Here is a 13915-nt window from a genome sequence, read left to right as displayed (position 1 = left end):
TCACCATCTATTTCCATTTATCTATATGGTACTGGTTTACCACCATATATTGATATTAAGATAATTTAAGGTGAATTGCAATGCAGCGTTCAATATATTTCCATACCGCTTGCTCACTAAAGCATACACCTATCAACTCACCTTCACACGGTTTGAAATCAAAAAGGTTCAGGCTGTCGGTATTTATTTTCACACCCTGTATCACACCATCAGAAGAAGTGATATTTACCGTTACATTTCCAAAAGAATATCTGCGTTCTAATACTATTTCAAATTCCGGAGACTGGGAATAGAGCCAGTCGTAAGACGAAAGCATTTGTTCTAAGGGTGCCTCAAAATTAGATTTATTGATATATTCAATATTTCCGCAGGCAAATGTCTCGATGAACGCTTGTTTTACTCTTTCCGGAGTTATCTCACTATCAATCGAGGATAAATTGATTACTCTGTTCTTGACCGAAGCGATACCTTTAGATTTCAATTTCAGCATCGATGGTGTCAGGGCTCTTTCGAGTGGTTCGGCATCTACACTTACGAGGATTGTTCCATGATACATATAATTATCATTGTCCGTGTAATAAGCTTGACCGGAAAATTTCTGATTCTTGTAGTGCAAATCGTTTCTTCCGCTGAATTCACATTCAATACCCAGCTTCGCGATGACGGAGCGTACCATTTCAATGAACTTTTGGGGACTTGCCGTTTTTTCTTTGGTGATAAAGGTAAAATTAACATTGCCTTTATCATGATAGACTGCCCCGCCACCGGAAAACCTGCGTACGGCATTGATGTGATGTTCCTTCATATAAGAAAGGTCACATTCGGCGTAAAGATTTTGATTTCTGCCGATGATCACCGAAGCATCGTTCTGCCATAAAAACAAATGCGTATCTTCATCTGCATTTAAAAAGAGCTGATACTCCGCCGCTATATTATAATAAGGATCGAATTCGTTAGAAATGACTATTTTGTTCATTATTGATGCAGAGCTCCAATACCCAGGTCCATCGCTGCTTCATGAATCACCTCACCTGTGGTGGGGTGCGGAAAGATGGTTTCGGTTATTTCTTTTTCAGAAAGTCCATTGGCGATGGCTAATGTCAATACACTGATTAAAGAGGAGGCGTCAGCCCCTATAATCGAACCGCCGATAATTTTCCCTGTTTCCTTGTTCTTAACCAGCTTAATAAAACCTCGAGGTTCATTCATCGTCAAAGCCTTACCATTTCCCGCAAAAGAGAACTTGCTTACTGCAATATTCATTCCTTTGGCTTTCGCCGTGTCCTCACCGATACCCACACTGGCAATTTCAGGTGCGGTAAAAATTACATTGGGAACCGCAGAATAATCCATCTCTTTCTGCTTATTTAAAATATTATCTACAGCCACAATACCCTGATGAGAAGCCACATGCGCAAGCTGAATGATATTTGTCACATCACCGATGGCATAAATATGCTCCATATTCGTACGCATCGAAGCATCCACCTGAATGCCTCTGCCTTTGTTATTTAATAAAACACCGCTATTTTCTATCGCCAGTCCTTCCAAATTAGGCTCTCGGCCGATAGCCACCAACACCCTATCACTGACCAGTAAGTGTTCCCCGTCTTTATCCTCGTAGGTAATGACGGCTTTGCCGTCTACAGAGCTTTGGATCTTCATAACCTTCGAGCTCGTATGAACATCAATATTCTCCGCTCTGGCAATGTCTTGTATTTCCTTAGAAATATCACTGTCGACCATCGTTAACAGACGGTCCATGAATTCAATAACATGGACATCAATCCCAAAATTCTTATAAATAAAGGCAAATTCCATACCGATTACGCCGCCGCCGATAATCGCCATAGACTTGGGCAGGTCCGTACAGGACAGCGCCGTTGTGCTATTGCATACAAAGGGTAAATCGAGGCCGGGAATTGGGATCTTCGATATTTTTGAGCCTGTTGCGATAATAATATCTTTTGCTTTTATTGTATAATTCTCTTTTCCCGTAACGGCTACCGTAGTCCCCTTGACAAAGGAGGCCTGTCCTGAGATGACATTGATTTCGTTCTTCTTCATGAGGAAATCAATGCCCGAAATAAGCCTGTCCTTTACCTTATCTTTACGATCAATCACCTGTTTCATATCCACTGAAACAGGACCATCCAGTTGAACCCCAAAAAGTGCCGCATTGCGTACGTTATGACATATCTCAGAGGATTTAACAAGGGCTTTCGTCGGAATACAGCCGACATTAAGGCAAGTGCCGCCCAGCTCTGATTTTTCCACCAACGTAACCTTCAAACCATTCTTGGCTGCATAGATGGCTGCCACATATCCGCCGGGGCCTGCACCAATGATCAGCAAGTCGGTCGTTATTTCTTTTGAAGGTTTCTGAACTTGGTTTAGTTTATCAGTTTCATTTGTCTCTTTGGCAAGCGCTATCTCATCGATCTCGAACATTTCCGCATAGGAAGCGATGGGTGCGCCCTCTTGGCAAAATACCCCGGAAACAACACCTGCGGCAGTAGTTTTGATCGGCCGGTTTCCTTTCGCAGTCTCGACCTGTGCCAAAACATCGCCGGCTTCCAGCTTATCCCCAACCTTAACATGAATTTTACCCACAGTACCCGTTTTACCGCCAGGAATTCCTATCATTTTAATGATCATAATTCATTCTCCTCTTTCTTTTAAAGAAAACCATCAGTAAGAAAAAGAGCCTGCTCGGAAAGGCTCTTTTTGCTAAATATATTAATTAATCGATCTTAATGCCCGCTAATACGAGTTTAACTCCGTTCGCTAAGCAGTCTCCTACCGGACATGTGTTCTCAATGAATTTTACATATTCTTCTACTTTTTCCCTTGGCTCGTTTGTTTTAAAGTGCATGACAAAACGTATCTCCGAGAAACCATTTCTCACATCGGCAAGACCCAGAAATCCGTCCGGATCCATGTCACCTTCAAGCTCAACATGAAACTCTTCAAATGTAAAGTTATGAGCGGAGGCAAATGCACTGGCTACAATCGTCTGGCATGCACCCAGTGCACATAGAACTGCCTCAACCGGATTCATAGAAGCATTGGTACCCCCAAGATCTTCCGGTTCATCCATAAGAATTTTAAAGCCTCTTGAATCTGTCTCTACCTGCAAGCCTTCAGGTAATTTTTTAGCAGTTGCTTTAAATGTAGTTAACATAACGCCATCTCCTTCTTTCGCTATTGAAGAATAACTCTGTTTGGACTTGTGAATATGATAACATTCTCTAATCGTAAAGTCAATAGTTAGCTAAGTATTTTTTTCTGATAAGGATTCACTAGAATCTTTTCTATTTATGTTGTCTAAATTACCTATACTTTGCCCCTAAATAAGGGATAAAATACAGTAAAAGATCTCAGGAAGCCTTCGTCTGAGACCGCCTGAGATCTTTTTTGTACCATAAAATACTATTTCTGCTCAATCAGCATCCATACGACTTCTGCATTGCCATCACTGTCATTGATGCTGCTATGTTCTTCTCCCGCCGGAATAAAGGTTGCCGAACCTTCCTGCGCTGAAAAGATTTGATCCCCAATTTTGCATTTGATATTCCCGGAAATCACATAGCTGTATTCATCACCGCTGTGGGCAGCGGGCGGAACCACCGTACCCGCAGGAAAGATGGCATGGCCCATCGTTACGCCCTCTCCGGCACTGACAACGCCACCGAAGAGATCCACCATGGTTACACCGTCGCCGCGGACCTTTCCGTCGATTTTATTTTTATTCCTTACCAGCATCTTCGTTTGCTTCCTTTCTTACCGTCTTACCGCCTCAAAGGTTATGGGGTCAACATCGACACCATAATCATTTTTAGCCTGCTCCGGGGTGATGTAGCCATTACGAACATCCCAGGCAACACGGTTTACATCCCTCTTGTGAGGATCACCATAGCCGCCGCCGGTGCAGGTGACCATTCTGACAATATCATTCTTGTTTAATACCGTACGGGCTGTAATCCCCATCGGCCCCTCATGGGTACCGTTTGCCCTGATAATTTCAAAATAATTATAAGAACCATCGGCGCCGCCATCCGTACCCCAGGCCGGATATTTGTTCCGCCCGAAGGAAGCGGTAAAGAGCTGGTTATCGGACATGGCCCGGTATATGCGTACGGCGCCGCTGCCGCCCCGGAAGGTACCGGCACCGGCCCCATCGGTATGCAGGCTATATTCTTCGACTCGAATGCCGTAACGGGTTTCCGCCATTTCTACCGGCACATTATACGTTTCGCCATCACCGACACAGAATTGACCCACTTCCCCATCTTTTGTACAACTGGCTCCCCAGCCCCCGCCGGTCGGTTCAACAATGAGAAAGGGAACGCCGGTATCCTGATGAGTCCCGGAAAGTACAACAGAGCAGACAGAAAGCATATGGCCGGCTCCCAGATGTTCGGGGAATACAGGAGCCAGTGCCCGCCAGAGAACATCCGTTGCATAGAGCATACTCTCGAAATAACAGGACGTCGGAGCCGGCGCGTGACATTGCAGAACAGAACCCGGCTCAGCAATAATACGCAGCGGCCGGAAAACTCCATCATTGACCACAAGTTCCGGATCAATAATCGACATATACGCAATTTTCGCACCCGCGCAGAGAGATGTATAACCGGTATTAATGGGACTCACTACCTGTGGGCTGCTTCCGCTATAATCCGCAATGAATTCATCATCCGTAATGGTAACCTTCACTTTGATCAGAACAGGATTTCCATGTCCGTCATCATCCATAAATTCTTCCGCTTCCCAGGAACCCTTGGGGAATTCCAAGAGACGCTTGCGGGACAGGATTTCACCCTGATCTAAAAGACGGACCATGGATTCTCGGACAACAGCATGTCCATATTTTGCGCAAAGGTCGATGATTCTCTTGCTTCCGGTCCTTAGAGATGCAATCTGTCCCCACATGTCACCCTCCGCAGAATCGGGGAAACGGACATTGGCCTTAATCATATCCAGCAGCGGCCGGCAGATTTCTCCGGCGTCCACCAGCTTCACTCCCGAAAAGCGCAAGCCTTCCTGGAATACCTCAGTGGAATCCGTAGTGAAAGAACCGGCTGCCATTCCTCCCACATCGGACCAATGCGCCTTGTTCCCCAGAAAGGCTATAATTTCTCCATCATAAAATACCGGCATCATCATACCGATATCGGACAAATGAGAACCGCCGCCCATGTAAGGGTCATTAATCAGGTACACATCTCCCGATTTCATGTTATCTTTGCCAAATTTATCAATAACAGCCTGGATCATGGGGGAAATTAGCCCAATAAAACCGCAGGCACCGTTTCCCTGAGTAAGAAGGCGTCCTTCGCTGTCCGCAATTCCACAGGCATAATCCAGAGTCTCATAAATGATGGGACTCATAGAGGTACGGGCGAAGGAATAAAACACTTCATTACCGATGGCCATTAAAGAATCCTTGACAATGTCAAGGGTGACTGAATCAATTTTCTTCGTCATTTTATTCTCCCTCCTCCGTAACGATCAGGTTCCCATATTCATCAACTGCGACATTTTGTCCCGGATAGACAACTGTCGAAGAGGTCTTTTCTTCGATCACCACTGGACCGGAGAATTTTGCCCCGGAGCCTAATTCATACCGGTTGTATACCGGTGTATCCAGCCATCCGATTTCATTAAAGCAAACGGGGCGTACCGATATTTTCGCATCTTCCCCATCGCCGGTCTGGGGAGATATTTTTCGAAGTTCCGGACGGATGAGACCGCCGTTGGCCACCAGATGGTAATTGACGATTTCAACAGCTGCGCTGGCAAGACGGAAAGTATACGCTTGCTCATGAGCTTCATGGAAACGTTGCTTGATAACCTCTTTGTCTTCTTCCTTAAGCGGCACAGTAGGAACGGAAACCTTCACGGTATGTTCCTGACCGATATAACGCATGTCCACATAATACTGACAGATCATCTGCGAAGCCGGGATTCCATCATTCGAAAATTGCTTTTCAGCCTGTTCCTGCATTTCTTGCCAAATGTCATTGATCTCATCAACCGGGCTTTCTGCTAAAGGAGAAATGCGGGTCCTGATATAGTCATGACGAAGATCGGTCATTAACATTCCCCAGGCCGCGAAGACCGAAGCCGCGTCTGGAACGATGATCTTCCGAATATTGAGTTCTTTTGCAAGCGCAGCACAATGCATTGGTCCGCCACCACCGAAGGCCACCATAGTGAATTCAGTGGGGTCATAGCCACGGCGAATGGAAATAAGCTTTAAAGCGTTGTACATATTGGATTCCGCTACGCGAATGATTCCCATAGCTGCATCATCCGCATTTAAGCCCAGGGGTTCCCCTACATTTTTAACAACGGCCATCTTCACAGCATCCAGATCGACAGGATGATCAAAATTATCCGCCGAGAGTCGGCCGGTCAGCAGACAGGCATCTGTGGTCGTTGGTTTTGTTCCCCCGATTCCGTAAGCAACCGGTCCGGGAAGCGCACCGGCCGATTGAGGCCCAACCCGAAGTGATCCCGCTTCATCGATCCAGGCAATGGAACCGCCCCCATTCCCGATCTCCACGATATCCACTACAGGGGCCATAATGGGATATCCGGCAAAGTTGTCGGTTCTTTCAATTCGATATTCGGTCGTTACTTTTACTTCTCCATTTTCAATGAGAGAGCATTTGGCGGTAGTCCCACCCACATCGAACGCAATCAGGTTGTTTTCTCCCAGGATCTGACCAAGAATCGCAGCCCCGTAGACACCGGCTACCGGACCGGATTCTACCATATTCACCGGAGCGTTTTTGGCCTGCTCAAAGGTTGTCGTCCCGCCGTTGGACTGCATAATATAACTTTTTCCCTTGAAGCCAATACCCTCCAGTTTGTTTGACAAATTGTTCAGATAAGAAGAAGCCGTTGGCATAACATAAGAATTTAAAGCAACGGTAGACGTGCGTTCATATTCTCTCCATTCACGGGTCACCGTCGAGGATGTTGTGATAAAGACTTCCGGCCATAGGGACTTAATGAGTGCAGCCGTCTTCTGTTCATGCTCATCATTCGCATACGAATTTATGTAACATATCCCAATGGATTCAACGTCCTGTTCTTTAAAATATGTTACCGCTGATTTTATATCGTCCGTGTTCAGCGGCTCGATCACTTCTCCTTTATAGCTTATTCTTTCCGCAACTTCCTGACGAAGATAACGTGGAATGAAAGGTTCCGGCTTATGGAACACCAGATTAAAAAGGTCGGGGCGATTACAGCGGGCAATTTCAAGGACATCCCGGAATCCCTTGGTTGTGATTAAACCGGTTTTGCCTCCCTTACGTTCGGTCAGAGCATTAATAATCGTCGTTGTTCCATGAATAAAAGTATCCATGCTTGCAGGGGATAACTCACTTTTCTTAATAACATCAAGCACACCTTGCTCAAAGTTTGGCGGCGTTGTATGACTTTTTTGGGCCACAATCCGACCGTTTTCTTCATCAATAGAAACTAAATCGGTAAAAGTTCCGCCAATATCGGTTGCTATCCGCATCCCATCTCCTCCTTTTAAGTACATTACTTCTATTATAGTACAAATTCTAAATACAATAAAGTGATGTAACACATTTCCGGTGAAAAGGGAGGTATCAAAAAAATCTCAGGCGAACCTTCGTCTGAAGCCCGCCTGAGATTTTATGTTTATTCACTATTTTTGTTCTATTTCAACAACACATTCGGTTTTAATCTTTCCAACCAGGAATTGCAGGGCATCTATAACATGGGGTCTAATATCACCGCCGATTAGTACATACATGATATCATCACCAACATCCAGCCGGCCCTCATTGAGCCAAACCCGGACATGGAAAATGCCGTCCATCTTATAGGTTTCAGCAATCGCCGCATCAACCTTTGCCGCGTCATAGGCAAATTCCATTCCTTTTACCGTCGAACCGTCATCAATTCCCTGGCGCACCTTGGCTTTAGGCGTTTGACGCACTACCCCGTTGTGGACTAAAAACATGCCGTCCTGTAAAGCCTTTGGATCCGCTTTTGCCTCTTTGAGCCATTCATCGACCGATGGTGCAGTCTTTTTCATTCTTTCATTAATCATAAACTAATTCTCTCCTTTATATCCAAATTGTGAGTTTCACTCCATATGCAGAACCACATATACCCTCACCCTATTTCCCTCTGATTCAGCATATATGTTCCCTCCATGAAGATCAACGATACTTTTGGCTATGGCAAGTCCAAGTCCCGAACCGGCAATTTTCGAGTTTCTGGACTTATCAACCCTGTAAAAACGTTCAAAGATTAAGGGGAGCATCTCTGTCGGAATCGTGTCTCCCTGATTCTCAACCATAACAACGGCCTGATCTTTTTCTTGAGTAATTTTAACAAAGATTATTCCTTGAGGATCGCTATAACTATATTTAACCGCATTAGACAATATGTTTTCAAACACCCTTGCCATAAGTGCCGGATCAATATTCACGATTATCTCGCTGCATTGAAAATCCTTTTCAATGCATATATTTTTTTGTTTGGCTAAAACGGATAATTCTCCGATTTGCTGCTCTAATAGTTCGACAAGATTTACCTTGGATCTGTCAACCCTTAGTACTCCGTTTGAAACCTTCGTATACTCGAATAAATCTTCGATCAACTTCTTGAGTTTTAAGGATTTATTATATGTTTTTTCAAAATATTGGGCCATCGTCTCACTATCATATTTCTTATCCTTTAAGAGGGTAAGATATCCAATAATAATGGTTAAAGGTGTTTTTAGATCATGAGAAACATTCGTAATCAACTCATTTTTTGTCTGCTCAGCTCGTCGTTCATCTTCGATTTTGCGTTGAAGTTCGAGTGACATTTGATTGATATTCTCCGCTAGGACCTTGAGTTCATCCGTTCCTCGCACTGTAATTTTATAATCCAGTTTCCCTTTAGATATCTCAGTCACACCGTCAACTATTTCTTTAATATAATTTATTTTCGTCCTGATTAAGATAGTTTGTACCACAACAACGACAACACAAGATACAAGCATCGGAATAACCGGTGAATGGAAAAAATAGGTTAGATATTTAAATATAACGAATGATGGAATAACGCTAAGAATATTTATCACGATGAGATGAATGGTCAATTTCTTAAAGGGAACCTTTTCTAAATACTTTTGAGGGGATCTTAAAAAATCAAAAATCTTATCTGCGTTAAAAACGAGTATAAAAGTAATGACCGTATAGAACAGATAATTATTCAAGATTCCGTATTCTACATAGGGCAATGTCGTAATGCTCGAGTTAAAGAAAAATAAGGTGACTAATCCTGTAATAATGATTCTTTTATGGCTAATTATCCATTTCAACTTTATAGCCTACCCCCCAGACGACCTTGATATATCTCGGTTCCTTTGGATTGATCTCTATTTTTTCTCTGAGATTTCTAATGTGAACCGCGACCGTATTTTCGCACTCAAAAGCCGATTCACTCCAAACAAGTTCGTAGATTCTCTGCGTACTCAGAACCCTGCCCTTATTCCGCATTAACGTTTCAAGGATAGAAAATTCGGTTGGAGTAAGCCTAATCTCCTTGTCTTCAAGAAAAACTTGATGGGCGGCGGTATTGATGACAAGATCACCGACTTGGATCTCGTCTTTTGATTCTAAAGAGGGGTGATTAAGTACTTTATACCGCCTGAGCTGTGACCTTACCCTTGCCACGATTTCCAAAGGATTAAAGGGCTTGGTTACATAGTCATCCGCCCCTGTATTCAGTCCCAGAATTTTATCCAGGTCCTCTCCTTTTGCCGATAGCATAATGATAGGCATGCTCTTATCCTTTCTAATTTGCATACACGCCTGAATACCATCCATTTTAGGCATCATGACATCCAAAATAATAAGGTCAATGTCCATTTCTTTCAGCACATTAAGCGCTTCAATCCCATCGGAAGCCTTTACCACTTCAAGGCCTTCATTCGATAAATAGATCTCAATTAAATCACAAATGTCCTGTTCATCATCAACAATAAGAACCCTCTGCTTCTCCACGAAATCTCCCCCAACGTTTTTTAAAAAACTCTAAAATCGTGAATGCCGCAAAAATCATTACAAAAGGCATAACCGGATAGGCATACCTCTCAAATGCATAATACGGTAAATAAATTAAGTTAAAATAGACAATCACAGTAAATGTTAGTGTAAAGCGTTTATCCTTTCCTTTAAAGGATCTAATGATTCCCGCAACAGCCATCCCTAAAATTATAACATGGAAGATTGCCGCGGCTATGATGGGTACACCCAGAATTTCTTTCCAGTAAAATGGGATTCTCCAAAGGTAGAATGACTTACCTAAAGTATACCAGTATAAGTACTTCAAAGGTTCCTTTACTCCATAAGTTTTTAGCCGATCAATTCCTGCATTCATTTGATTCTGGTTGCTCTCGATTTCTGTTTTCCCTATGGTATAATTCGTGTAATCTTTGCTCTGATCATAGTTAACATAAGTTCCCTGCAAAAATGGATTCCCTGAGGAGAGTGTTAACGGTATAAACCTGTCATAAATCTTATCATTTCTTATCCACCAGGGACTTAAGACAGCGCTGAAGATTGTTAAGGTGATTACAGTGTACTTGAACATTTCTCTCAGCGTATATCGTTTTATCAACCATATGACAAATATGACGGCAGGATAAGCGGCAATGGTCGGGCGGAAGAGGCAGGCCGCTCCCCATACCAGACCACCCAAAACATAATAACGGGTCCTCTTTTCTTCTACAGCGTAAAACGAGATATAAACCAAGAGCAAAAGGAGAAATTTAAAAATTACTTCAGTCAATATTAACGTGGCCGCATAAAATTCCGCTACATAAAAAAGATTTAAGCCGCAGGCCATGATTGCCACTCTACTGTTAAAAGTTTTTCTGCCAATGAAAAACACTAAGAAAAGGGAAAAAGTCTGCAGAATCACTTGAAAAATCCGAAATGCAGTTATTCCCTCAATCTTTCCAAAGACACTCATAAAAAAAGCAAGGGTAAGGGGGAGGCCGGGCATAATAAAAACGGTGGGCTCATCTGCATTTTGATAGGTTAACATCCCGGTATCCAAAAATGTCCACGCGCTTCTGATGTATTTGACATCATCATTATTCATTTTGTCTAGACTTCCAAGGAAATTGCTGTCACCATATCTAAGTACTGCATACAAGCTAATACTAAAAAATATAGCTGAAAGCACCAACAAACTAATTTTTATCCATTTTTCTTCACGAGCTAAACTGAACATGTTTCCTCCTATTGACTATTTAATCGAAACAAAATAGGCACCCATAATAATAAACCCAATCCCAATCCACCGCGTGAAAGGCAAGTGCTCTTTAAATACAAACATGGCAATAAAGGCAGCGGCCACATAGGACAAGCTCTGAAGAGGATACACCAGGGACAGTTCGGCCTGAGAGAGAATATAGAGCCAAATGACTGTCGCCAAAGCATAGATGACTAGCCCGCCTAGAATATAAGGATTAAAAAGAATTGGCATAACTGCACTGAGACTAGGCTTTAAGTTACTGCCTGTTAGTCCTAACTTCCAAAGCGTTTGTCCAAAAACTAATAAGATAATATTTAAGGTCAATAACAGGTAGATCATTTCTGCTCTCCTTTTTCAGAACAACTCATTATAATTTCCACTTCTTGAATGACCTTTGTCATTTTCTTCTGAACATCAGAGATCACCAAAGTCAGATAAAAAATCAAAACAAGAATAAATACCAAGGCTGTTACGAACAAAAAAGCCGGAGGATAAGAAATATGGACCATCGCCGCCAAAAGATCAGTAAGTTCTTTATGAGTTGAGAAAACAATCATAAAAAGGCTTGTTATGATCCAGAGTATGCTGTATTTGAATTCGAGCATCCGTTTTTTGATAAAGTATAATGTCAGAAATAGCATCAGAAGAGATAAAAGAAATGAATAGGTATACGGACTCATCATATTGCCCTCCTTAAAATGGTTGCAGAAGCAGTACACAGGTCACTTTTAGCATGTAATAGATGGATTTTTGGGGTGTAATCGATGACCTCCCACCCTGCCTCTTATTCATTTTGACCGATATTTCTTTAATCCTCATTCCTCTATTGGAAGCATAGACTATTGTCTCAACTTCGGGATAATCTTTAGGGTAATATTGGGAAAAGAGTTCAATCCCTTTTTTATTGATCGCTCTATAGCCTGATGTCGTATCGAAGTAGTGTTTTTTGCAAAGAAAGGACACCAACTTAGAAAAAAAAGCGATGCCGATTTGGCGCATGGGACTTGATGGATAATCTGTTTCCTTTACAAACCGCGAACCAATGACCAGATCAGCCTCATCCATTTCAATCGCTTTAATCAGCTTTGGTATATCCCTGGGATTGTGCTGCCCATCCCCATCAATCTGAATGACGATATCATAGTTGTGTCTTTTAGCATACATATATCCGGTTTGAACAGCTCCCCCGATGCCAAGGTTTTGGGGCAGATCGATCACTAAGGCCCCCGCCCCTTTGGCTGCAAAAGATGTGTTATCAATTGAGCCATCATTGATCACTACGATATCAACCCCGGGTTGGTAGTGCTTAATGGATTCGATCACGCCACTTATGGTGCTTTGTTCGTTATAGGCCGGTATTACTACCAGTGTCTTCATAAGATACCTCCTTAAGGTATTAACTTTGTGTCACAGGTATATTGTAAAATTAATCCTTGAAGAAAAAGAAAAGGAGTTATGAAGACTTTCGAAAGATAAGAACAAGCTTTATAAAAAATTCGTAGTGAACTCGTTCAGCTAAAGCTGAACATCGATTAAACAAACAAGAGCCCGTGCATTCGTTTTGCACGGGCTCTGTCCAAGAGTTCCGAAATCTCAGTAAAAAGATAACTTATAGGATAGACTTTCTGATTTCTTCTCCTGATTTGTTAGAGAGATAAGCAGGGGCAATATCGACAACGGTCTTCGCACCGGATACACCCTCCTGATTTAAGCGATAGGCTGCTCTTGCGTAGGCAAGCAGCACATTTGCCGTGAAATCCGGGTTAGAATCCAAATCCAATTTATATTCTATCACATGGTTATTTTCTCCCTTTAATCCTGTTTTTCCATGACGGATAACTAATCCGCCATGAGGCAAACCACTATGATTTTTTTCCAATTCCTCTTCGGTAATAAAGTGTACTTCTGTGTCATAGTCTGAGAAATAATTAGGCATTGTTTTTATGTCATGCTCGATCTGAGTTTTATCAGCGCCTTCTTCAGCAACGACGAAGCACTCTCTTCTGTGTTTTTCTCTTGCGGTAAGTTCCGGGGAATCACCTTTTTTAACGGCTTCTATGGCATTTTCTATAGGAATTGTATACTGTTTTGCATTCTTGACCCCTTTTATCCTTCTGATCGCATCCGAATGCCCTTGGCTGACCCCTTTTCCCCAGAAAGTATAGGTGTTTCCCTCAGGCAGGATTGCCTCTGCATATAAGCGATTGAGTGAAAACATACCCGGATCCCATCCGCTTGAAATAATGCAGACTTTCCCGGCTTCTAATGCATTTTTATTGACTGCATCAAAATAATCCGGGATTTTCGCATGTGTATCATAACCATCGACTGTATTGAACATACCGGCAAATAGAGGACCCTGGACAGGCATATCTGACATGCTTCCGCCGCATAATACCATAACATCGATTTGATCTGTCATATTCTTGGCCTCATCAATGGAGTAAGCCTTTACACCTTCTGTCAGCGTCTTAATTGTTGAAGGTTCACGTCTTGTAAACACGCCGACAAGCTCCATATCCTTATTCTGCCGAATTCCTAATTCCACACTTTTCCCCAGATTTCCATAACCGATAATTCCTATTCTGATTTTGTTCATACTATATTT

General features: G+C 42.7%; 14 protein-coding genes. All 14 read right to left on the bottom strand.

The genetic code is table 11. The annotated features are described in order from the left end of the window. Nucleotides 1–55: 55 nt before the first annotated feature. On the bottom strand, nt 56–976 hold the full coding sequence (locus VB077_RS01585) for a lipoate--protein ligase (RefSeq protein ID WP_323413456.1): 921 nt from the start codon (nt 974–976) through the stop codon (nt 56–58). Beyond that, a complete protein-coding gene (lpdA, locus tag VB077_RS01580) occupies nt 976–2658 on the bottom strand; it encodes a dihydrolipoyl dehydrogenase (RefSeq protein ID WP_323413455.1) in 1683 nt (560 codons plus the stop codon). Before lpdA ends, VB077_RS01585 begins: the two co-directional genes overlap by 1 nt. An 85-nt stretch (nt 2659–2743) precedes the next feature. After that, on the bottom strand, nt 2744–3184 hold the full coding sequence (locus VB077_RS01575) for an OsmC family protein (protein WP_323413454.1): 441 nt from the start codon (nt 3182–3184) through the stop codon (nt 2744–2746). 248 nt (nt 3185–3432) lie between these two features. Further along, nucleotides 3433–3765, bottom strand: a complete 333-nt coding sequence (locus VB077_RS01570; RefSeq protein ID WP_323413453.1) for a cupin domain-containing protein — start codon at nt 3763–3765, stop codon at nt 3433–3435. An 18-nt stretch (nt 3766–3783) separates the two neighbouring features. Then, a complete protein-coding gene (locus VB077_RS01565) occupies nt 3784–5490 on the bottom strand; it encodes a hydantoinase B/oxoprolinase family protein (protein ID WP_323413452.1) in 1707 nt (568 codons plus the stop codon). A 1-nt stretch (nt 5491) separates the two neighbouring features. After that, nucleotides 5492–7540, bottom strand: a complete 2049-nt coding sequence (locus VB077_RS01560; protein ID WP_323413451.1) for a hydantoinase/oxoprolinase family protein — start codon at nt 7538–7540, stop codon at nt 5492–5494. 153 nt (nt 7541–7693) lie between these two features. Then, nucleotides 7694–8101 (bottom strand): molybdenum cofactor biosynthesis protein MoaE, encoded by a 408-nt coding sequence (locus tag VB077_RS01555; RefSeq protein WP_323413450.1) that lies wholly within the window; start codon nt 8099–8101, stop codon nt 7694–7696. A gap of 36 nt (nt 8102–8137) precedes the next feature. Beyond that, the gene (locus VB077_RS01550) at nt 8138–9364 is read right to left on the bottom strand and encodes a HAMP domain-containing sensor histidine kinase (protein ID WP_323413449.1); all 1227 of its coding nucleotides are present in this window, start codon (nt 9362–9364) and stop codon (nt 8138–8140) included. Further along, nucleotides 9348–10049 carry a response regulator transcription factor gene (locus VB077_RS01545; protein ID WP_323413448.1) on the bottom strand — a complete coding sequence of 234 codons (702 nt, stop codon included), beginning with the start codon at nt 10047–10049 and terminating at the stop codon, nt 9348–9350. The genes VB077_RS01550 and VB077_RS01545 overlap by 17 nt, the downstream gene beginning before the upstream one ends. Next, nucleotides 10021–11283: a glycosyltransferase family 39 protein gene (locus VB077_RS01540; protein WP_323413447.1), complete on the bottom strand. Its 1263-nt coding sequence runs from the start codon at nt 11281–11283 to the stop codon at nt 10021–10023. The genes VB077_RS01545 and VB077_RS01540 overlap by 29 nt, the downstream gene beginning before the upstream one ends. 15 nt (nt 11284–11298) lie before the next feature. After that, the gene (locus tag VB077_RS01535; protein ID WP_323413446.1) at nt 11299–11646 is read right to left on the bottom strand and encodes a hypothetical protein; all 348 of its coding nucleotides are present in this window, start codon (nt 11644–11646) and stop codon (nt 11299–11301) included. Next, complete coding sequence (locus VB077_RS01530; RefSeq protein ID WP_323413445.1) at nt 11643–11990, bottom strand: DUF2304 domain-containing protein; 348 nt, start codon at nt 11988–11990, stop codon at nt 11643–11645. Before VB077_RS01530 ends, VB077_RS01535 begins: the two co-directional genes overlap by 4 nt. Before the next feature lie 10 nt (nt 11991–12000). Beyond that, nucleotides 12001–12684 (bottom strand): glycosyltransferase family 2 protein, encoded by a 684-nt coding sequence (locus tag VB077_RS01525; protein WP_323413444.1) that lies wholly within the window; start codon nt 12682–12684, stop codon nt 12001–12003. Nucleotides 12685–12916: 232 nt separating this feature from the next. Next, on the bottom strand, nt 12917–13906 hold the full coding sequence (locus tag VB077_RS01520; RefSeq protein WP_323413443.1) for a diaminopimelate dehydrogenase: 990 nt from the start codon (nt 13904–13906) through the stop codon (nt 12917–12919). Nucleotides 13907–13915 lie beyond the last annotated feature (9 nt).

Origin of the sequence: Desulfitobacterium sp. (genome assembly GCF_034927245.1) — a bacterium.
Taxonomy (GTDB): domain Bacteria; phylum Bacillota; class Desulfitobacteriia; order Desulfitobacteriales; family Desulfitobacteriaceae; genus Desulfitobacterium_A.
This window is presented reverse-complemented; position numbering and strand designations above follow the sequence as displayed.